Origin of the sequence: Mycolicibacterium setense, assembly GCF_000805385.1 — a bacterium.
Taxonomy (GTDB): domain Bacteria; phylum Actinomycetota; class Actinomycetes; order Mycobacteriales; family Mycobacteriaceae; genus Mycobacterium; species Mycobacterium setense.
In genome coordinates, this window is sequence record NZ_JTJW01000010.1 from 880364 (window position 1) to 900003 (window position 19640).

20 protein-coding genes, 1 tRNA gene and 1 other RNA gene are annotated in these 19640 nt (G+C 66.8%); 9 read left to right on the plus strand and 13 right to left on the minus strand.

The window, feature by feature from the left end:
- The 3 genes from QQ25_RS29300 to ffs form a co-directional block, all read right to left on the minus strand.
- Positions 1-2055 carry a DNA polymerase III subunits gamma/tau gene (locus QQ25_RS29300; protein WP_039382564.1) on the minus strand — a complete coding sequence of 685 codons (2055 nt, stop codon included), beginning with the start codon at positions 2053-2055 and terminating at the stop codon, positions 1-3.
- A 26-nt stretch (positions 2056-2081) separates the two neighbouring features.
- Positions 2082-3365, minus strand: coding sequence for an aspartate aminotransferase type Ic (locus tag QQ25_RS29305; protein ID WP_039382566.1), 1284 nt, complete (start codon positions 3363-3365; stop codon positions 2082-2084).
- 34 nt (positions 3366-3399) lie between these two features.
- Positions 3400-3496: signal recognition particle sRNA small type (gene ffs, locus QQ25_RS30430), an RNA gene on the minus strand.
- A 69-nt stretch (positions 3497-3565) separates the two neighbouring features.
- On the opposite strand from ffs, the gene QQ25_RS29310 reads away from it, so the two are divergent.
- From QQ25_RS29310 to QQ25_RS29335, 6 genes are all read left to right on the plus strand, one after another.
- A tRNA-Ser gene (locus QQ25_RS29310) sits at positions 3566-3651 on the plus strand.
- A gap of 82 nt (positions 3652-3733) precedes the next feature.
- Positions 3734-4501: a lipid uptake coordinator LucA gene (locus QQ25_RS29315; protein ID WP_039382569.1), complete on the plus strand. Its 768-nt coding sequence runs from the start codon at positions 3734-3736 to the stop codon at positions 4499-4501.
- Positions 4502-4551: 50 nt separating this feature from the next.
- On the plus strand, positions 4552-5574 hold the full coding sequence (locus QQ25_RS29320) for a S1C family serine protease (RefSeq protein WP_039382571.1): 1023 nt from the start codon (positions 4552-4554) through the stop codon (positions 5572-5574).
- A 3-nt stretch (positions 5575-5577) separates the two neighbouring features.
- Positions 5578-7113, plus strand: coding sequence for a PucR family transcriptional regulator (locus tag QQ25_RS29325; protein ID WP_039326033.1), 1536 nt, complete (start codon positions 5578-5580; stop codon positions 7111-7113).
- Between the two features lie 74 nt (positions 7114-7187).
- Complete coding sequence (locus QQ25_RS29330) at positions 7188-8438, plus strand: NAD(P)/FAD-dependent oxidoreductase (RefSeq protein WP_039382573.1); 1251 nt, start codon at positions 7188-7190, stop codon at positions 8436-8438.
- A gap of 102 nt (positions 8439-8540) precedes the next feature.
- On the plus strand, positions 8541-9014 hold the full coding sequence (locus tag QQ25_RS29335) for a GreA/GreB family elongation factor (protein ID WP_039326036.1): 474 nt from the start codon (positions 8541-8543) through the stop codon (positions 9012-9014).
- Here QQ25_RS29335 and QQ25_RS29340 read toward each other — a convergent pair.
- Positions 8998-10077 (minus strand): glycosyltransferase, encoded by a 1080-nt coding sequence (locus QQ25_RS29340; protein WP_039326039.1) that lies wholly within the window; start codon positions 10075-10077, stop codon positions 8998-9000. The two genes, QQ25_RS29335 and QQ25_RS29340, sit on opposite strands and share 17 nt — an antisense overlap.
- Before the next feature lie 40 nt (positions 10078-10117).
- Between QQ25_RS29340 and QQ25_RS29345 the strand changes: the two genes are divergently transcribed.
- Complete coding sequence (locus QQ25_RS29345; protein ID WP_039382575.1) at positions 10118-10684, plus strand: TetR/AcrR family transcriptional regulator; 567 nt, start codon at positions 10118-10120, stop codon at positions 10682-10684.
- Here the strand turns inward: QQ25_RS29345 and QQ25_RS29350 are convergent.
- A complete protein-coding gene (locus tag QQ25_RS29350; protein WP_039382577.1) occupies positions 10648-11268 on the minus strand; it encodes a TetR/AcrR family transcriptional regulator in 621 nt (206 codons plus the stop codon). The two genes, QQ25_RS29345 and QQ25_RS29350, sit on opposite strands and share 37 nt — an antisense overlap.
- 99 nt (positions 11269-11367) lie before the next feature.
- Between QQ25_RS29350 and QQ25_RS29355 the strand changes: the two genes are divergently transcribed.
- The gene (locus QQ25_RS29355; protein ID WP_039382579.1) at positions 11368-12234 is read left to right on the plus strand and encodes an SDR family NAD(P)-dependent oxidoreductase; all 867 of its coding nucleotides are present in this window, start codon (positions 11368-11370) and stop codon (positions 12232-12234) included.
- Positions 12235-12311: 77 nt separating this feature from the next.
- Here QQ25_RS29355 and ligD read toward each other — a convergent pair whose 3' ends face one another.
- The 7 genes from ligD to QQ25_RS29390 form a co-directional block, all read right to left on the minus strand.
- Positions 12312-13364 (minus strand): non-homologous end-joining DNA ligase, encoded by a 1053-nt coding sequence (gene ligD, locus QQ25_RS29360; RefSeq protein WP_039382581.1) that lies wholly within the window; start codon positions 13362-13364, stop codon positions 12312-12314.
- Position 13365: 1 nt separating this feature from the next.
- Positions 13366-14424, minus strand: a complete 1059-nt coding sequence (locus QQ25_RS29365) for an ATP-dependent DNA ligase (RefSeq protein ID WP_039382583.1) — start codon at positions 14422-14424, stop codon at positions 13366-13368.
- Positions 14425-14623: 199 nt separating this feature from the next.
- Positions 14624-15625, minus strand: a complete 1002-nt coding sequence (locus tag QQ25_RS29370) for an NADP-dependent oxidoreductase (protein WP_039382585.1) — start codon at positions 15623-15625, stop codon at positions 14624-14626.
- Complete coding sequence (locus QQ25_RS29375; protein ID WP_039382587.1) at positions 15622-16314, minus strand: SDR family oxidoreductase; 693 nt, start codon at positions 16312-16314, stop codon at positions 15622-15624. The genes QQ25_RS29370 and QQ25_RS29375 overlap by 4 nt, the downstream gene beginning before the upstream one ends.
- A complete protein-coding gene (locus QQ25_RS29380) occupies positions 16314-17180 on the minus strand; it encodes an alpha/beta fold hydrolase (RefSeq protein ID WP_039327055.1) in 867 nt (288 codons plus the stop codon). Before QQ25_RS29380 ends, QQ25_RS29375 begins: the two co-directional genes overlap by 1 nt.
- A gap of 38 nt (positions 17181-17218) precedes the next feature.
- Positions 17219-18043 carry an SDR family oxidoreductase gene (locus QQ25_RS29385; RefSeq protein ID WP_039326054.1) on the minus strand — a complete coding sequence of 275 codons (825 nt, stop codon included), beginning with the start codon at positions 18041-18043 and terminating at the stop codon, positions 17219-17221.
- A gap of 1 nt (position 18044) precedes the next feature.
- Entirely contained in the window at positions 18045-18467 is a 423-nt protein-coding gene (locus QQ25_RS29390; RefSeq protein ID WP_234712000.1) for a DUF4345 domain-containing protein, read from the minus strand.
- Positions 18468-18524: 57 nt separating this feature from the next.
- Here QQ25_RS29390 and QQ25_RS29395 point away from each other — a divergent pair, with 57 nt between their 5' ends.
- Positions 18525-19082, plus strand: coding sequence for a TetR/AcrR family transcriptional regulator (locus QQ25_RS29395; protein ID WP_039326056.1), 558 nt, complete (start codon positions 18525-18527; stop codon positions 19080-19082).
- Here QQ25_RS29395 and QQ25_RS29400 read toward each other — a convergent pair.
- Positions 19067-19636: a TetR/AcrR family transcriptional regulator gene (locus QQ25_RS29400; protein ID WP_039326057.1), complete on the minus strand. Its 570-nt coding sequence runs from the start codon at positions 19634-19636 to the stop codon at positions 19067-19069. The two genes, QQ25_RS29395 and QQ25_RS29400, sit on opposite strands and share 16 nt — an antisense overlap.
- Positions 19637-19640 lie beyond the last annotated feature (4 nt).

The window sequence follows — 19640 nt, forward strand, 5'->3', positions numbered from 1 at the left end:
CTAGCTCTCGATCTTGCGGGCGCCCAGTTCCGTCTGCAGCAGCTCGAGGGCGACCTCTTCTGGATCGCGACGCGGGCCGGCCTCGGTCTGCGAAGCCTCGGCGAGCATCTCTTCCTCCTCGTCCTCCGGGGACGGCGGCGGCTCGGGGTCGGGCACCGGATCGGGTTCGGGAATGACACGGCCAGGCCGGGTCGGCACCCGTGGCGGAGGCTTGGCCGCGCGCGGCGGGGGTGGCGGCGCCGCCTCCGCGGTGCCGACCTCACACCGGATCTGCCAGTCCACCCCGAGCGCATCCTTCAACGCATCCCGGATCACGTCGGCATTGCGGGACTCGGTCAGCCGCTTGGCCAGCGGTGGCGATTCATGGGACAGCACAAGAGTTTTGTCCTCGACCGCCCGCACGATCGCCCCCGACAACATGACTTCGGTGGTACGGCTGCGGTCACGCACCTTCTCGCGCACCGTCGTCCACATCGAACGCACCGCGGCAGCGTTGGGCTCGCCCCCGGGGGCAACCGTTGCGTGCACCGGTTCGGGCTCGGGTTCCGGAGCAGGCTCAGGTTCGAAGTCAGGCTCCGGCGGCAGGGGCGCGGGCTCGGATTCGGAAGCAGGTGGTGGCGGCGGGGGCGGAGCCGCGACCGGTTCGGAGGCAGGCGCCGGTGGCGGCGCAGCTTGCGGTGCGGGTTCAGGTGCCGGTTGAGGCGCGGGAGCAGCCGGGGGTGCGGACGCAGGTGCGGGGGTGGCTGCGGGTGCGGGTGCGGACGCAGGTGCGGGTGCGGCCGCCGGGGCCTCGGCGGAAGGAGCAGCGGCCTGGCTGCGACGAACAAACGTCTTGGCCGGCTCGGCGGACCCGGCAGCCGATGCTGCGGCCTCACCGGCCGGGATCGACAGGTCCAGCCGGGTCTCGATACGTTCGATGCGCTGCAACAGCGCCGATTCGGTGTCATGCGCGGAGGGCAACAGCAGCCGGGCACACACCACTTCCAGCAGCAGCCGCGGTGCCGTGGCGCCACGCATCTCGCCGAGGCCGGCGTGCACCACCTCGGCAAAGCGGGTCAAGGTGGCCGCGCCCAACTTGGCGGCCTGCTCACGCATCCGTTCCAGCACATCGGCCGGCGCGTCCACGACACCGCGGGTGACCGCGTCGGGCACGGCCTGCAGCACGATCAGGTCGCGGAAGCGCTCCAGCAGATCGGTAGCGAACCGGCGCGGATCGTGACCCGCGTCGATCACCGCCTCCACGGCACCGAACAGCGCGGCCGCATCCCCGGCTGCCAACGCTTCGACCGCATCGTCGATCAGCGCCATGTCGGTGGCACCGAGGAGTGCGAGCGCCCGCTGGTAGGTGATGTGGTTGCCGTCGGCACCCTGCTCGGACCCGGCCAGCAGCTGATCGAGCACCGAGAGCGTGTCACGGGGTGAACCGCCGCCGGCCCGGATGACCAGCGGGTACACCGCATCGTCGACGTTGACGTTCTCGTCGGCGCAGATGCGCTCGAGCAGCGGCCGCATGGTGCGCGGGGCCAGCAGGCGGAACGGGTAGTGATGCGTGCGCGACCGGATGGTCGGCAGCACCTTCTCCGGTTCGGTGGTGGCGAATACGAAGATCAGGTGCTCGGGCGGCTCTTCGACGATCTTGAGCAGCGCGTTGAAACCGGCGGTGGTGACCATGTGCGCTTCATCGATGATGAAGATCCGGTACCGCGACTGCGCGGGGGTGAAGAACGCGCGATCCCGCAGTTCGCGGGTGTCGTCGACGCCACCGTGGCTGGCTGCGTCGAGTTCGGTGACGTCAAGATTGCCCGGACCGTTAGGCGCCAGTGCGACGCACGAATCACACACCCCGCAGGGTGTGGGCGTGGGGCCCTGTTCACAGTTGAGTGAGCGGGCCAGGATGCGCGCCGAGGACGTCTTACCGCAGCCGCGCGGCCCGGAGAACAAATAGGCGTGGTTGATCCGGCCCGCGGTCAGCGCGGTAGATAGCGGCTCGGTGACATGTTCCTGGCCAACGACTTCCGCGAAGGTTGCCGGCCGGTATTTGCGGTAAAGAGCCACGGGAGAAGGCTACCTACCGATCCCGACTAGTCGTCCAGCAGTGACTCGGTGGCCGCCAGCAGGGCGCAGGTGGCCAGGCCGTCGATCGCCTCACGCACATCGGGCAGCGCCGGGAAGGTCGGCGCGATGCGGATGTTCTTGTCCTCGGGATCCTTGCGGTACGGGAAGGCCGAACCCGCCTCGGTGACCGCGATCCCGGCATCCTTGGCCAGTGCGACAGTGCGCTTGGCGGTGCCGGGCCACACGTCCAGACTCACGAAGTAGCCACCCTTGGGGTCGGTCCACGACGCGATCTTCGACTCACCCAGCCGCTCCTCGAGGATCTCGGCGACCAGGGCGAATTTGGGGGCGATCAACTGCCGGTGCCGCTGCATCTGCAGCCGCACCCCGTCGGCGTCGCCGAAGAACCGACTGTGCCGCAGCTGGTTGACCTTGTCCGGCCCGATGGTCTTCTTGCCCGCGTGCTGCAGGTACCAGGCGATGTTGCCCAACGAGCCGCCGAGGAAACTCACACCCGCACCCGCGAAGGTGATCTTGGAGGTCGAGGCGAACACCAGCGGCCGGTTGGGGTTACCGGCCGCCTCGGCCAGGCCCAGCACGTCGACCTGACGGATGAACTCGTCGGTCAACGTGTGAACCGCGTAGGCGTTGTCCCACATCAGCCTGAAATCGCTTGCCGCCGTGCGCATTTGGACGAGACGGCGGACGACCTCCCAGGAGAAGGTGACCCCGGTCGGGTTTCCGTACACCGGAACGCACCACATGCCCTTGATCGCCGGGTCCGCTGCGACGAGTTCCTCGATCAGGTCGACGTCGGGGCCGTCCTCGCGCATCGGTACCGCGATCATCTCGATGCCCAGGGATTCGGTGATCGCGAAATGCCGGTCATAGCCGGGCGAGGGGCACAAGAACTTCACCTTCGCCTCTTGGACCCAGGGCCTGGGCGAATCCACCCCGCCGTGCAACAGCGAGAACACGATGCTGTCGTGCATCATCTCCAGGCTCGCGTTGTTGCCGGCGATGAGGTTCTGCACCGGGATGCCCAGCAGCTCGCCGAAGATCTCCCGCAGTTCGGGCAGACCGTGCAGGCCGCCGTAGTTGCGGGTGTCGGTGCCTTCGCGGTCGCGGTAGGAGTCTTTCTCCGAACCGGGCAGGCTCAGCAGCGCATTGGACAGATCCAACTGCTCGGGCGCCGGCTTGCCACGGGTCAGATCCAGGTTCAGCTTCTTGGCCTGCAGCTCTGCGTAGTTGCGCTGTTGGGCTTCGTGCTGCGCGAGCAGATCGTCGCGGCCGAGAGACTGGAACGACACCGCGCGCCTTTCACAGATGCTGAATGAGCTGGAATGTAAGGGGACCCCGCGCACCCGCCAGAGCCCATTGACCCTTGCTGCCTTCCGGCCCTGGGGGAGTTCACAGGATGGACGCCGCGCGGGGTCCAACGTGAGTGTAATACCCGCCCCCGTCCCCGGCGTTTACGGGACTGGTTCAGGCGTCGGCTACGATTGCCGACGGAGGATTCGCCTAGTGGCCTATGGCGCTCGCCTGGAACGCGGGTTGGGTTAACAGCCCTCAGGGGTTCAAATCCCCTATCCTCCGCGCTCGGGTCCGGGGTGCGACCTGCTGAATCAACCCTGATCAGCGGTTCGCACCCCGGCCCAATTAAGTACCGAGGAGGAGTATGGGCCGCACCGTCGCGGTGATTTGGCACGTGTCGTTTTCGATCGTGGCCGCCGGCCTGTTCTTCTTTTTCATCCTTCCGCGCTGGCCGGAACTCGTGGGCCAGACCTCCCCGACGCTCGGGCTGATCCTGCGCATCGTCACCGGTGTGCTGATCGGTGTCGCGGCCCTGCCGGTGGTGTTCACCCTGCAGCGCACCAAGCGTCCCGAGCTGTCCACCCCGGAGCTGGCGCTGCGGTTGCGGACCGCCTCGATCTCCCTGCATGTGGTGGCGGCCGTGCTGATCGTCGGCACCGCGGTCTCCGAGATCTGGCTGTCACTGGACAACTTCGGTCCGTGGCTGTTCGGCATCTACGGCGCCGCCGCCGCGATCGCACTGCTCGGCATTTTCGCCTTCTACCTGGCCTTTGTCGCCGAACTGCCGCCCCCGCCGCCGAAGCCGCTCAAGCCTCGCGAGAAGGCTGAGCGTCGCGGACGCAAGAAGAAGGCCGCCGGGGCGGAGGGGACCGAACCGACGGACGAGGCTGCCGACGAGGAGACCTCGGTCGACGAGAACGACAAGACCGAAGCCGAAGCCGAATCGGACGCCGAGGCCGAGGCTGAATCCGGCGCCGACGAGACCGTCGCCGACGAAGCCGAGGACCAAACCGAAGCCGAGGCCGCCGAATCTGACGAGGGCAAGTCGCTGCGCAACCGGCGCCCGTCGAGCAAGAGCGGCATCTTGCGGCGCGGCCGGCGTTCACGCGGCGAAGTCAGCACCGAAGACTGACGGACGCCAACCGCGTCGACATCGGGTATTTATCCAGCCAAGATGGGTACATGAGCAAAGTGAGCTCACATCCGTTCAGAACCATCCTCGCGGCGGCACTGACCGCTGCGGCTGCCGTCGTCGTCCCCACAGCGCCGGCCGTCGCCGCGCCCGGTGACCCGGAGACGGTGGCCGCCCAGGTCGAGCCCTCGGTGGCGCGGATCGACACCGTGGTCGACTACCAGCAGGCCTACGGCATCGGCACCGGCACCGTGCTGTCTCCCAGCGGTGAGGTGCTCACCAACTACCACGTCGTACAGGGCGCCAACACGATCAGCGCCACGGTCGGCGGCCAGCGCTATTCCGCCGAACTGGTCGGCTACGACCGGCAGAACGACATCGCCGTGCTGCAGCTGCACGGCGCGGCCGGGCTGCCTCCGGCACCGATCGGCGATTCGGGCGCGCTGGCACCCGGCCATGCCGTCGTCGCGCTCGGTAATGCCGGCGGCAGCGGCTCTCCCCTGACCCACGAGGTCGGCACCATCAGCGCGTTCAACCGGACCGTCAACGCCGAGGACGAGCTGACCGGCACCAGCGATGAGATCAACGGACTGTTCGAGTTCGCGGCACCGGTACGCGCGGGCGATTCCGGCGGTCCGGTGGTCAACAATGCGGGCCAGGTTGTCGGTATGACGACGGCCGCGTCGGTGAACTTCCGAATGGGCCCAGGCGGCAAGGGATTCGCGATCCCGATCAACAACGCGATGGCCATCGCCGGGCAGATCCGCGCCCGTACCCCGTCGGCCACGGTGCACATCGGACCGCCGACCATGCTCGGCGTCGGAGTGCGTACCGCGCAGCGCCAGAGCGGTGGCGTGATCGTCCAGGACGTCATCCCCGGCGGGCCCGCAGAGGCGGCCGGCCTGATCCCGGGAGATCTGCTCACCAGCATCGACGACACCCGGCTGGATTCGGCCCGGACCCTGACTTTGGTTCTGGATCAGCATTATCCGGGCGATGTCATCGGCCTGACCTGGCTGGACCAGGCCGGTCAGCAGCGCACCGGCAAGGCCACGCTGGCCGCCGGGCCGTAATCCGTGGTCACGCTGGACCGCCTGATCAACGTCCTGGGCGGCTACGGGGTGCGGCTACGCACCCCCGCGCATGGGCTCCGTCAGGCCGCACGCGCCACCGAGCTACGCAGCGTCGTGATGCACGAACCTGGCCAGGTCATCGGTGACGTCCTGCTGGCCGTCGGGGCCGGCTCGGTCGCCGAAGCCGTGCGGTGGGCCGCGGCCGCGCGCGCAGTGGTGGTGCTGGTCCGTGGCCCAGACCTTCCCGACGATGACGAACCGGTGATCGACGACCGCATCGCGGTGATGACCGTGGAGCCCGAAGTCTCCTGGAGCGAGTTGGCGGCGGTGGTCTACGGCGTCGTCCTCGAGGGCCGCGAGACCGAATCCGGGCGCGGCCCAACCGATTTGTTCGCATTGGCCGACAGCCTCGCCGACGCCGTGGGCGGCTCGGTCACCATCGAGGACCGGCGCAGCGCGGTGCTGGCGTACTCGCGGCTGCAACAGCACGCCGATCCGGCCCGCGCCGAGACGATCCTGAGCCGTGGGGCACCGGAACATCTGCGCACCCTGTTCGAGGCGCGCGGCGTGTTCCGGCACCTGGCCGAGTCCGATGAGCCGATATTCGTCGAAGGGGACGACGAGCGCGGGCTGACCGGGCGGATGGTCGTGGCCGCGCGGGCCGGCCGGGAACTGCTCGGCTCGATCTGGGTGACCTGCGCTGCCCCATTGCCCGACACACGCCGCGCCGCGCTGGCCGACGGCGCCCGGATGGTCGCACTGCACCTGCTGCGCTCCCGAGCCAGCGCCGATCTGGAACGCCAGGTGGAGTCGGAGCTCGTCATCCGTCTGCTCGAGGGCGCCGCCGACGCCACCACGGCCGCCAGCCGGCTCGGCCTGCCGCAGACCCCGCTGCGGGTGATCGCGCTGCGGGCCCAGACCCCCGACGAGCGGCATGCCGCCCTGTTGTTGGCGTTCGAGCGGGCGACCGCCGGCTTCGGCTGGTCACGTCCCGGCCGCAGCGCCCTGGCGGGCAACACCGTCTACACCGTGCTCCCCGGTGCCGAGGCCGAGGCCGCGAGCAGTTGGGTGACCGGGTTACGCGCCGCGCTGCCCGAGCGCGTGACGGTACTGGCCGGGATCAGCGGCCCTGCCACCGCCGCTGAGCTGTCACTGGCCCGCAGCGAGGCCGACGAATGTCTGGCCCTGCACGAGGTTCGGCGCGAAGGTCCGGCGCCGGTCTACGACGAGGCCTGGGACGAGATCCTGCTGCAGCGTCTGCGGATCGCCGCTCGCTCCGGCCGCGCCCCGCAGCGCGGTCCGGTCGCCGAACTGCGCGCCCACGATCAGGCGCACGGAACGCAGTACGCGGGCACGCTGCGCGCCTGGCTGGAGGCCCAGGGCGATCTGGCCGGTGCCGGACGCGCGCTCGGCGTCCACGAGAACACCGTGCGATACCGACTGCGCAAGATGACCGAGCTGACCCAGCTCGACCTGGCCGATGCGCGCAAACGGCTGGCGATGATGATCGAGCTCGCAGCGACCGAAGAATTGTCGTAACTCGACAATCGTGCCCCACCTGTTTGTCGGACTGCTTCAAACCAAGAGACTCTGGTCGGGCCCACCATGGGGGCATGAATGGGGTCGAGCGCATTGACGGCGGACCGCGGTCAGCGGTGGTCGTGGGTGCAGGCATTGTCGGCCTGTCCACGGCATGGTTTCTTCAGGAGCGCGGGGTCGAGGTCACCGTGGTCGACCGCCGCGGGGTGGCAGCGGGTGCCTCGTGGGGCAATGCGGGCTGGATTTCTCCGACGCTGACCATCCCGCTCAACGATCCGGCGGTGCTGCGGTACGGCCTGCGGTCGCTGTTCGACGCGGCCGCTCCCCTGCACATCCCGCTGACCTCGGGTCCCCGACTGTTGGCGTTCCTGGCCCGGTTCGCCATGAACTGCCGGCTCTCGACGTGGACCCGCGCCGCCAAGGCCAACGTGCCCTTCAACGAGGAATGCCTCGAGGCCTACGACGTACTGACCGCCAACGGCGTATCCGTCCCCACCACCGACGGACCGATCACGGCGCTGTTCGAAACCCCGCAGCAGGCCGAACACCTGATGACCGAACTGCGCCGGATGGCCGCCGTCGGCCAGACCGTCGAGGTCACGGGCCTGTCCGGTGCCGCGCTGCGTGAACACGTGCCGCTGGCGTCGGCGGCGATCGCCACAGGCATCAGCGTCGAGGGTCAGCGCTTCGTCGACCCGGGCCGGTTCGTGCAAGCTCTCGGCGATGCCGTCGTCGCGCGGGGTGCCAAGTTGGTCATCGGCGAGGTCACCGATGTTCGCGCCGAGGCTACGACCGTAACCGTGGATCTGGCGGACCACTCCCTGCACGCCGACACCGCGGTGGTCGCCACCGGGGCGTGGCTGTCGAAACTCGCCAAGCCGTGGGTACGGACGCCCGTGCAGGCCGGACGCGGTTACTCGTTCACCGTGCCGGTGCACCGCCCGATCCTGGGACCCATCTACCTGCCCGACGCGCGCGTCGCCTGCACCCCGTACCAGGGCGGGCTGCGGGTGGCCGGAACCATGGAGTTCCGCTCCCCCGACGATCCGCTGCAACCACCGAGAGTCGACGCGATCATCGCATCCGCTGCCCCACTGCTCGACGGTGTGGACTGGGACGCCCGCACCGACGTGTGGGTGGGCCCGCGTCCGGTGACCCCGGACGGGCGTCCGCTGATCGGTGAAGTGGCACAAGGGATTTACGTGGCCGGTGGTCACGGCATGTGGGGCCTGGCGCATGGCCCCGTCACCGGCCGACTGCTTGCTGAATACATCACCACCGGTAAGCAACCCGAAGTCCTACGCGAATTCAACCCGCTGCGCTGACAATTCACGACTTCGCCCTGACGGGCCAACAAGCCGTCAGGGGCGGCGCGTAAACCGGCCCGCCCCTGACGGCATCTCGAGCATCATCGGAAGGAGAGCACAATGACTGTCAGCCAACGTGTTTGGTTATCCCCACAGGCTTACGAACGCCTGCAGATCGAGCTGTCGACGCTGCGCGATCTGATTACCCACGAAGCGGCCGAGGATTCCGACGAGAATCAGGTGGCCGTTCAGCGGGCCCGCCAGACCCGCATCCAGCAGATCCACGATCTGCTGGTCAATGCCGTCATCGGTGAGGATCCGCCCGACGACGGCGTGGCCGAACCGGGCATGGTGTTGACGGTGCGTTACGACCAGACCGATGAGACCGAGACATTTCTGCTGGGTATCCGCGGCGCCGAGTACGGCGATCTGGAGGTCTATTCGGTGAACTCACCGCTGGGCGAGGCCATCGTCGGTGCGCGTCCCGGCGAGCAGCGTCACTGTCCGGTGCCCAGCGGGGAAGCCGTGCCGGTCACGCTGATCAGCGCGGTGCCGTTCGGGATGCATGAACCGATGGTCACGCAAGCCCGGTGATCAGCTGAGCCGCCCGTCCGGCGGCGTCGGTTGCCCGGATCTCCGCACCGATGGCCGCCGCGGCGTCAGCCCACCCTGGTTCAACGAGCAAGGTGATGATCGCGCGTCGGATCGCCTCGACCGACGCCGACCTGCGCAGCGTCAACCCGGCTCCGGCAGCGGCGATCGAACGCCCGATCAGCGGTTGGTCGGATAGACCGCTGGCCGGCATGATCAGCGTCGGGATCCCGTGGCCCAGTGCCCGGAACGTCGTAGCGTGACCGCCGTGCCCGACGAGCAGTGAACATGTCGGCAGCAGTTCGCCATGGTCGGCATAACCCTTGATATCCACATTCGGCGCACTGGGCAGCATGGCTGGGTCCATCACGCCGCCCGTCGTCACCACCGCATCCACCGGCAGCGTCGCCAATGCCTCGATAACACGCGCCAAGGTACGGCGCTGCCCCCGAAAGCCGTTGGTTGACATGCTGACAAGTACCCGCACACGAGCGTCCGGACTGTCGGGCTCGCGTGTACCGACTACCGCGCCAACCCATCGCACATTGCGGGGCTGCGGCCGCAGGGAGTCCGGATCGAGACGCCGCACCGTCGCGACGATATTGAGGTCCGCGGAGTTCCACAGCCTGCTCACCCGATGCCCGTAGAACCATGCCGCCGCGCCGGCCCCCAGTCGGTGCGAGCCGTTCAGATAGTCACGAAACGTATGGCTGAACACCACATTCGGAATGTCGGCGTCCTGCACAGCCCGTAACGCCGGAAGCAACATGCAATCGACAACGGCGACGTCCGGCCTGTCTCGTTCACACAACTGCCGAACATCGTCACCGATGTTCGCGTCGTTGAACATCGGTACCCACCGGAGCGGGCTTTGCTCGCGGCACGAGTCCCACGGCCGCGCAGTCGGGTAGGCCCAAAACGCGAGCCCGGCACGCTCGACTTCGCGCCGCAAGCTCTCATGTCCGATGACGCGAACCCGATCGCCTCGGTCTGCGACCGCCCGGGCCACGCCGACCATCGGCGGCACGTTGCCTCCGCCGTCCATCGTCACGAACAGAACGTTCATCGCGTCACGTCGCCCCTGAGCCGCAACTTACTCTGTTCGGATGGCAGGTGAACGCAAGGGCACGCCAGGCAGCCTGACCGCCGACGACTGGATCCAGGCCGGGTACGCCCTGCTTGCCTCCGACGGGATGCGGTCGCTGAAGATCGAGCGGCTCTGCGAACAGATCGGCGCCACCCGGGGCAGCTTCTACTGGCACTTCACGGACATGAAGGGCTACCGGGCCGCCCTGGTGGCGTCGTGGAATGCCTTTCTCGAACAGGACCGCCGCGCGTTGGCCGAACTCGAGGATCTGCCACCGCGCCAACGACTGTCGCAAATGATGAAGCAACTACTCAGTCCACAACACTGGATGCTGGAACGGGCGATGCGGGAGTGGGCCCGATCCGACGACATCGCCGCGGCCAACGTGCGCGCGGCCGATCACCGCGTCCTGGTCGCCGTCACCAAGGCCTACCTCGACTACGGGTTCAGCCCCGAGGATGCGGGCCTCCGCGGCCAGGCCACCTTCGCCACGGGCATCGGGGCGCTGCATCTCATGGACTCGGCCGACGCGCTGACCACCGCCGACCGCTATGAACGCTTTCTGGACCTGATGCTGGCTCGCTGAGCGGGCCGAGTCTCTGCGACGTCGGCGTCGATGATCGTGGCGAACAGGCGCTCGAACAGGTTGGTCAACTGGTCGGTATCGCTGTCGGTCAAGCCTGGGCTTCGCATCACCCGGCGCATCAGTAGGACACCGCTCATCACTGACAGCATCGCGTCGGTGCGGAGCTGCCGTCCGGGCTCGGGGAGCTGGCGGGCCAACCTCTGGCCGACGTGGCGCGCGATCGCGTCGCGAACGATGTTCACCGCAGCCGGGTTCGAGACCGAGCGGAGCATGATCAGGAACGGTTCCAGCGGGTCGGCATCCGGGTCGGAGCGTTCGACCAGCGCCGTGGCCGCATCGCGGGCCAGGGCGTCTGGTTGCTCAGCGACGATCGTGGGGGGCGCGAACGAGGTTTCGACTGCCTCGGCGAACAGCTGTTCCTTGGAGCCGAAGTAACGGTTCACGAGCATCGCGGTGACCCCAGCGTCTCGCGCGATCTCACGAAGGCCGACGCCGTCATAGCCGGACAGCGCAAAGTGGCGGGTCGCCGATTGCAGGATCGCTTCGCGGGTGGCGGCGGCGTTGCGTGGTCGCGAGGAACCCATGCCGAGAACGCTAGGGAATATCCGAGCACAAGTCTACGTCTGTATACCTATCGGATGTATACAGATGTAGACATCAAGCACCGAAAGTAGGTAACCGCGATGCCGTATGTATTTCTGGTCTCGGGAGCATCCCGTGGTCTGGGCCGCGCGATCGTCGAGGCTGCGTTGGACGCGGGGCACCGTGTCGTCGCCGGAGTCCGCTCCGCCGCTGCCCTGGCCGACCTTGCCGCTCATGAACCGGATCGCCTCGCCGTCGTCGAACTCGACGTGACCGACGACGCCCAGGTGCGCGCAGCCGTCGCCACGGCGGTCGAGCGGTTCGGCAGACTCGACGTGCTGGTCAACAACGCGGGCTACGCGAACATGGCGGCGATCGAAGACTTCGACTTCGACGACTTCCGCACCCAGATCGACGCCAACTTCTTCGGCGTCGTGCGGCTCACCCAAGCCGCACTGCCCGTCATGCGCGCCCAGCGCGCCGGGCACATCATCCAGATCTCGTCGGTGGGTGGGCGACTCGTGCGCGCCGGCCTGGGCGCCTACCAGTCGGCCAAGTGGGCAGTCACCGGATTCTCCGGCGTGCTCGCGAAGGAAGTCACACCTCTCGGAATCAAGGTCAGCGTGCTGGAACCCGGTGGCATGCGCACCGATTGGGCCGGATCGTCGATGCGGGTCGCCGCCGTCCGCGCGGAGTACGCCGGCACCGTCGGCGCGTCGATCGCCCAAAGCACTCCGGAGAACCTCGGTGCCAGCGATCCCGCCAAGGTGGCCGAACTGGTCCTCACCATCGCCGAGATGAGTGATCCCCCAGAGCGGTTGCTGGTCGGCCCCGATGCCTACCGGTACGCCACCGCTGCCGGGCGCGACCTGCTCGCCGACGACGAGAAGTGGGAGGCCCTCAGCCTGTCCACCGCGGCCGATGACGTCACCGCCGAACAGGTCGACCCGCTGGGAGCCGCCAAATGACGACAACGCCAAGCCCGAATCTGAACTTATGTGTCACATTTCTCTGAAAGTTCGTACATAAGCTCAGATTCGACGAGCTAGAGCCGATTGCCGTCCTCGTCCCAGTTCTCGGCGACTTTCTTGCTGGGCTGCACCCGGGGCGGCTCGCCCGGCATCTTCGGATAGCTCGGCGGATACGGCAGATCCCCGAGGCCACGCTCCTCATCGGCGGCCACCAGGTCGAGCAGAGGTTTGATCGACTGCTTCTTCGATTCGATGTCGGCCCATGGATCTTCGCGTCCGGCAAGGAAATCCGGCACAGTGGCGATGGTGTAGTCGTCGGGATCGGCCGTGCGGAGCTCTTTCCAGGACAACGGTGTCGACACCGTTGCGATGGGGGTCTTGCGGGCCGAGTACGCCGAGGCGAAGGTGCGGTCACGGGCGTTCTGGTTGTAGTCGATGAACAGCCGCTCGCCCCGCTCTTCCTTCCACCACGATGTGGTGACCGCGTCAGGCGCACGGCGTTCGACCTCGCGGGCCAGTGCGATGCCGGCGCGACGGACCTCGATGAAATCCCAGTCAGTCTTGATCCGGAGGAAGACGTGCACCCCACGGCCGCCGGAGGTCTTCGGGTAACCGACCAGACCCAACTCGTCGAGCAGCGGCTTGAGCACATCGCACGCGACCGCGGCGGCCTCGGCGAAGCCGGTACCCGGCTGCGGGTCCAGGTCGATACGCAGTTCGTCGGGATGCTCGGTGTCCGGGCATCGAACCTGCCAGGGGTGCAACGTGATGGTGCCCATCTGCGCGGCCCACGCGATGGCCGCCGGGTGGGTCACCTTGAGAGCATCGGCGGTGCGTCCGGACGGAAAGGTGACGACGCACGTCTCCAGGTAGTCGGGGTGCTTCTGCGGCACCCGCTTCTGGTAGATCTCCTCGCCCTCGATCCCGTCGGGGAATCGTTGCAGATGGGTGGGCCGGTCCTTCAGCAGCGCGACCATCCGATCGGCGACACTGAGGTAGTACTCCATCAGCTTGCCCTTGGTGCCGTCCTTGCCGAGCTTCGGGTAATACACCTTGTCCGGACTGGTGAACCGGACCTTGATCCCGTCGACGTCGAGTTCGGTTGCTCCTCCGGCTTTTTCAGCCATCTCAGCCTTCCTTCGCCAGGACGTCGTACAGGTCGTAGTTCAATGGCACATCGAGCTGGTCGAACGTGCAGCTCGACGGATCGCGGTCGGGGCGCCAGCGGATGAACTTCACCGCATGCCGGAATCGCCTGCCGTTCACGGTGTTACCTTCCATCTGGTCATACGCCACCTCGCATACCCGCTCGGGGCGCACCGGAATCCAGCGCTTGTCGGCAGCCGAGTTCCAGCGGCTGGGATCGCCCTCACGCACTTCATCGCCCTCCCGCAGCGGCTCCAGGTCGGCCAACAGCTTGAGCCGGTCCTTGACGCTGAACGAGGCTGCGCCACCGACCATCTGCAGCTCGCCGTCGGCGCGGTACAGGCCGAGCAGGATCGATCCGACTCCCTCCCCGCTCTTGTGGATGCGGTAACCGATCGCCACGCAGTCGGCGTCGCGGTGATGTTTGACCTTCACCATCTCCCGCTTGCCCGGCAGGTAGGGGCCGTCGAGTTTCTTCGCGATCACGCCGTCCAAGCCGGCGCCCTCGAAGGTCTGCAACCACTGCGCACCGAGTTCGGGATCCTCGGTGGTGCGGGTGACGTGACACCACTGCTTCGATTTCACGGCGGCGACCAGCGCCTCACGCCGGGTCCGGAACGGTTCTTGCAGCAGAGACTGGTCGCCCGTGGCGAGCGCGTCGAATCCGATGAAGTGCGCCGGGGTCTGTTCGGCGAGCATCCGCACCCTGGACTCCGCGGGGTGGATGCGCTGCGACAACGACTCCCAGTCCAGACGCACCCGACCGTCGACCTCACGCGGCACCACGACTTCGCCATCGAGGACACAGCGGTCGGCGAGTTCGTCGCGCAGCGCGTCGAGCAGCTCGGGGAAGTAGCGTCCGAGTTCCTTTCCGCTGCGTGACTGCAGCACCACCTCGTCACCGTCGCGGAACACCAGCGCCCGGAAGCCGTCCCATTTCGGTTCGTAGGACCAGACACCCGCTTCGTCAGGCACCTTCACCTGCGCTTTGGCGAGCATCGGTTCCAGCGGCGGCAGTACGGGTAGGTCCACAATCACCATCCTGGTTCATCGGTTCTCATGGATCTAGACCGCCGCGCCACCGCCAACTCATCGCGCCGACGCCGGCGGCGGGTGGGACCAGTCACGCTCTGCTTGACGCATGCCGTGGGGCCGCCTGAAACCCTGTGCTCCCGCTCTTGCCTCGCGACTCGGCCGGCGCACGATGTTGAGTAGCCAGAACGCCGGAGTTTCACACGCCCTACATCAGATCGACGACGACCTTGCCCTTTGCCCGCCCTCGGTCGATGTAATCCAGAGCGTCCTTGGTCGATTCGAACGGGAAGACCTTCTCGACAACTGACCGAATGACGCCTTGATCGATGAGGGAGGTGATCGCGCTCAGTTGTTCGCCGTCGGCCCGCATGAACAAGAATGAGAACGTCACATTGCGCGCCCTGGCTTTTCGCCTCGCGCCGAAACTCAACACCCGCACGATCGACTTGACGTACCAAGGCAGCCCGATTTCGTCGGCAAAGGCCGGATCCGGGGGACCGGATATGGAGATGAGCCTCCCGCCCGGCTTGAGCACCCGCAGGGATTTGTCCAGCGTCTTGGAGTCCTGGCTGTGCAGTACGACGTCGTAGCCGTGCAGCTTGGTCTCGAAGTCCTCCGTCTTGTAGTCGACGAGGACATCCGCCCCGAGCGCCCTGACCAGTTCGAAGTTGGCGGCGCTGGCGGTAGTGGCGACCGTCGCACCCAGGTGTTTGGCCAGCTGGATGGCGAACGTTCCCACCCCGCCGGTGCCCGCCTGGATGAACACCTTCTGCCCGGGTTGTACGTTCGCCTTCTCGACGAGGGCCTGCCACGCGGTCAAGCCGACGAGTGGAACGGAAGCCGCTTCCACCATGCTGAGCTCTCTCGGCTTCAGAGCAACGTCGGCTTCGTTCATCGAGATGAACTCCGCGAAGGTGCCGATCCGGTCCTTGTCCGGTCGCGCATACACCTCGTCGCCGGGCTTGAAGCGCCGCACCCGTGCTCCCACCTGCACGACGACGCCGGCCACGTCGTTGCCCAGAACCAGCGGGAATCGATAGGGCAGGAAGATCTTGAATTCCCCGGCAGCGATCTTCGTATCCAGGACGTTCACGCCGGCCGCATGGACCTGGACGAGTACGTCGTTGTCTCCGACATGGGGCTGCGGCAGGTCGACGATGCGGCCGCCGTCCTTGCTCTTGTAGCGATCGATCGCGAAGGCTCTCACGGCAGGCGCTCGCGGATCGGCTTGTCCATCTGCGCACGCACCGCGCGGGTCATCTCATCTGCCAGCACCTCGTCGGCGCCGGACTCGATACCGTCGAGCACTTGACGGACCACGTCGGCGGGGTCGGACTTGGGAGCGTCCGCGAACGTGGCCATGTCGGTGTCCACCAGGCCCACGTAGACGCCCACCACCTGCACACCACGCGACCCGAGTTCGAGCCGCATCGAGTCGGTGGCACTCCATAGCGCGGCCTTCGTCACCCCGTAGCTCGCGCCGATGGGCATCCATGCGAGCACGGAGGCGACGTTCACGATCGCACCGGACCTTTCCGCGATCCGGTCGGCGAATGCGGATGCCATCGCCAGCGGGCCGAACAGGTTCGTCTCCATCTGTTCGCGCAGACCGGAGCTGTCCCGGTCGAGGACCGAGGCCGCGCGGACGATGCCGGCGTTGTTGATCAGAACGCTGACGTCGGAGGCCACTTCGGCGGCTGCGGCCACGGATTGCGCGTCGGTGACATCGAGTTGAAGCGCAACGACGCGCGGGTCTGCGACGTCGATTGTCCGCGGATCACGGGCAGCCGCATAGACTTTCGCCACACCACGGTCGAGGAGCTGCGTTACGTACTCGCGGCCCATGCCGCGGTTGGCTCCGGTGACCAGCACTGTCTGCTCGGTGAGAGAGGTCATCAGATGCTCGATCCCAGGAATTCGAGCGCCTCGGGGACGAACCGCTCGTGGGCCTGGAAGATGCCGCCGTGTCCGGCGTCGGGGTAGATGCGCAGCGTCGCATCGGGCAGGCGCTGAGCCAGGTCGTAGGAGTTGCGTGTCGGGACCATACGATCGTCATCACCGTTGGCCACAAGCACGGGTTGACGGATCGTCGATAGGTCGGCCGGCTTCTCCAGGCCCCAGGCGTGGATCGCCTTGAGCTGCGTCCGGAATGCGCCGAGCGCCATCGCCTTGTCCCGATCATCGGTGCGTTCCCTCAGCCGTTTGATGAACGCCTTGGCCTCCGACTTGCCATGACCGGTCCGGGTGAAGAACAGCAGTTCCTTGGGATCCTTGAATGTGGCGAATGCGTGAAGTGTGTCGAGGTAGGTCAGCTTCGTCACGTTCGCGATGCCTTCGCCTCCCGCGGGCCCCGTCCCCGCGAGGATGATCTTGCGCACCAGTGCGGGCTGCTGCTGCGCGATCACTTGCGAGACCATTCCGCCGAGGGAGAACCCGAGAAGATCGACCTGCTCGAGTCCGAGCGCACGGATGAACGCCACGGCGTCGTGCGCCATGGCCTCGACGGAGTCTGGTGTCTTGCCTTCGGAGCCACCGACGCCGCGATTGTCGAAGGTGATCACGCGGTGCTTGGCCGCGATACCGTCGACAACTCTCGGATCCCAGTTGTCGAGGTTGGCGGCCAGGTGATTGAGGAAGACCACCGGTACGCCGGTGTCGACGCCCAGCTCTCGGTAGACGAATCGAGTTCCGTCCACGGAGACCGACTTCGTCGGCGCGTTCTGGTACGACGTACCAGGCCGGGTGCTTCGTTTGGCTGTCATGCTCAGTTCCTTTCCTTGCTTCTGATGTGACGTCGTCGTCATTTGGATGTGGTTGCCGCCGCCAGGACCGCGTCGTTGAGCGCGGTCGGTGTGATGGCGACGACGGCTTTCTGGGTACGACTGAGCATGTCGAGCAGGTAGCGACGCTTGGGACGCCTCGACGTCAGCGCGTGGTCGACAGCCTTGGTGACCCGCTTGGGATCGGCGGCGAGTTTTTGCATACGCCCCAACAACTTCCGGCTCCCTGCGAGGTGCGACGCATATAGTCGCCGATGCTCGTCACTGAGTTGTCTGGCCATGCGGTCATAGTCGTCGAGCACGTCAGCCCACATATCGGTCCGGATTGGCCCCGGCTCGATGAGCGACACCGGAATCCGCCATGGACGCAACTCCATCCGGAGGGCATCGGCCAGGGATTCGATCGCGTACTTCGATGCGTTGTAGGCGCCGGTACCCGGTGTGGTGATCAACCCGCTGACCGACGACATGAAAACCACCCGGCCGCGCGCGGCGCGGATGTGCGGCAGCACCGCCTGGGTCACGGCGATCTGCGAGATGACATTGACGCTCAACTGCTGCGTCAGATCATCGAGGGATAGTCCCTCGACCGGCCCGTTGACGACGATGCCCGCGTTGTTGACTACGCCGTTCAGCTGGGCGGGAAGCCGATCGGGCAACGCGGCGATCGCGGACCTGTCGGTGATGTCGAGTGCGAGCGCGTGCACATTCGGTAGGCGATCGAGGCTGCGCAGGGCCGTGTCGGACCGAGCGGTGGCATAGACGTCCCAACCTCGTCGGCTCATGTGCTCGGTTATCGACCGGCCGATGCCCCGGCCTGCACCGGTAACCAATACGGAAGGCATGTCACACCGCCTTTGCGGACAGGCGCCGCTGCCAGGCGAGCAGGATCGGAACTCCGATGGTCTCGAGAGCGATCGCGCCCACGGCGATGGGGTGCGGACGCCCGCGTTGCTGCCACGACCTCAGCCGTGCCACTCCTCCCAACGCTATGGTCGCAGCCGCGAAAGTCACGGCCGAGGACCGCTCGACATTCCGCAGTTGAGACCAGATCACGGGACCGACGGCGAATTTGAACACGTTGGCGTACCGCAGAGAGCTGTCGACTGTCGCGGCAACGTCAGCCGAGCCACCCGGCACCCCTTGCGCACCTCGAAGAATCTCACCGGTTGCGCTCGCCACGGGTATCGCCGCGAGCAGCCCGAGCGTCCATTGCAATCTCCGCCTGCTGCCCATGCCCACTCCTTGTATACCGATCGGTGTACTCATTGATGGTGACGCTACACGCTCATGCGATCGATGTAAACCTATCGGTATACTTGAATCATGACCGGTCGCGGCGCCCGTGAGCGCATCCTCAGCACCGCCATCGAGCTGTTCTACCGCGAAGGCATCAACGCCACCGGTGTCGAGCGACTCGCCAGCGAGGCTTCAGTGTCCAAACGAACTCTCTACCAACACTTCTCGAGCAAAACGGCCGTAGTAGAGGAATACCTGAAGTGCATCAGGCAAGCCGTTGGCGACCCGATCCAACCGGGACCGGACGCGCTGGACCGCACGCCCCGCGAACGCATTCTCGCCCTGTTCGCCACACCGTCTCCGGACGGACAGATGCGCGGCTGCCCATTCCACAACGCGGCGGTCGAGGCGGCCGAAGCGATGCCGGAAATCCACGACATCGTCCACGACCACAAGCGCGCTTACATCAAAGGCCTGATCAAGCTGGCTCGCCAGGCCGGCGCCACCAACCCCACCCTGCTGGGAAACCAACTTGCGCTTCTATATGAAGGTGCGGCCGCACTGTCGACCTCACTGGACGACCCGGCCTGCTGGACACATGCGCGTAAGGCGGCCACGACGCTGCTCGATCAGGCGGTGCGCTGACCTGGTGGGCGGTGCTGAGCGATCAGCTCCTTGAGGTGACGGGCGACCTGCGTCAGCGGCTTGGTCGACTGCGCGGCGCGGGACAGGATGACCGCCCCTTCGAGAGCCGCCACGACGGTCGTCGACAATGACTGCGCCGCAGCACGACTGATGCCGTCTTCGGTCAGCCTGTCAGCCAGCAGCTGACCCCACTCGGCAAACACATCGGCCGCGGTGCTCGCGGCCTCGGGAGCTTCGGCACGACTGAACGCTGCCGCCACAATGGGACAGCCTCCCTCGAAATCCGTGCTGACCAGCATCTCGCTCCACACACGGGTAAACGCCCCGATCGGATCCCGCTGCTCGATACAGCCACGCAGCACAGTTGACAGGTCGTCTCCCGCGGAACGCGTCGCCGCGGCGACCAACTCGGACTTGCCGCCCGGAAAGTTCAGATAGATCGTTCGCCGCGTCACGCCGCTTTCGGACAGGATCTCCGAAATCCCGGTCCCGGCCACACCGTGTCTTTGCATCAGGGTGGCCGTAGCCGACATCAGACGTTCCCGCGCTCGCATACCT

Excerpts from the sequence above, each read along its gene's own strand:
- QQ25_RS29375 (WP_039382587.1), bottom strand. The coding sequence starts at position 16,314 with ATGACCTCTCTCACCGAGCAGACAGTGCTGGTCACCGGAGCCAACCGC.
- QQ25_RS29340 (WP_039326039.1), bottom strand. The coding sequence starts at position 10,077 with ATGAACGTTCTGTTCGTGACGATGGACGGCGGAGGCAACGTGCCGCCG.
- QQ25_RS29395 (WP_039326056.1), top strand. The coding sequence starts at position 18,525 with ATGACCGGTCGCGGCGCCCGTGAGCGCATCCTCAGCACCGCCATCGAG.
- QQ25_RS29385 (WP_039326054.1), bottom strand. The coding sequence starts at position 18,043 with ATGCCTTCCGTATTGGTTACCGGTGCAGGCCGGGGCATCGGCCGGTCG.
- QQ25_RS29355 (WP_039382579.1), top strand. The coding sequence starts at position 11,368 with ATGCCGTATGTATTTCTGGTCTCGGGAGCATCCCGTGGTCTGGGCCGC.
- QQ25_RS29365 (WP_039382583.1), bottom strand. The coding sequence starts at position 14,424 with ATGGTGATTGTGGACCTACCCGTACTGCCGCCGCTGGAACCGATGCTC.
- QQ25_RS29350 (WP_039382577.1), bottom strand. The coding sequence starts at position 11,268 with ATGGGTTCCTCGCGACCACGCAACGCCGCCGCCACCCGCGAAGCGATC.
- ligD (WP_039382581.1), bottom strand. The coding sequence starts at position 13,364 with ATGGCTGAAAAAGCCGGAGGAGCAACCGAACTCGACGTCGACGGGATC.
- QQ25_RS29380 (WP_039327055.1), bottom strand. The coding sequence starts at position 17,180 with ATGACAGCCAAACGAAGCACCCGGCCTGGTACGTCGTACCAGAACGCG.
- QQ25_RS29345 (WP_039382575.1), top strand. The coding sequence starts at position 10,118 with ATGGCAGGTGAACGCAAGGGCACGCCAGGCAGCCTGACCGCCGACGAC.
- QQ25_RS29390 (WP_234712000.1), bottom strand. The coding sequence starts at position 18,467 with ATGAGTACACCGATCGGTATACAAGGAGTGGGCATGGGCAGCAGGCGG.
- QQ25_RS29320 (WP_039382571.1), top strand. The coding sequence starts at position 4,552 with ATGAGCAAAGTGAGCTCACATCCGTTCAGAACCATCCTCGCGGCGGCA.
- QQ25_RS29330 (WP_039382573.1), top strand. The coding sequence starts at position 7,188 with ATGAATGGGGTCGAGCGCATTGACGGCGGACCGCGGTCAGCGGTGGTC.
- QQ25_RS29315 (WP_039382569.1), top strand. The coding sequence starts at position 3,734 with ATGGGCCGCACCGTCGCGGTGATTTGGCACGTGTCGTTTTCGATCGTG.
- QQ25_RS29400 (WP_039326057.1), bottom strand. The coding sequence starts at position 19,636 with ATGCGAGCGCGGGAACGTCTGATGTCGGCTACGGCCACCCTGATGCAA.
- QQ25_RS29335 (WP_039326036.1), top strand. The coding sequence starts at position 8,541 with ATGACTGTCAGCCAACGTGTTTGGTTATCCCCACAGGCTTACGAACGC.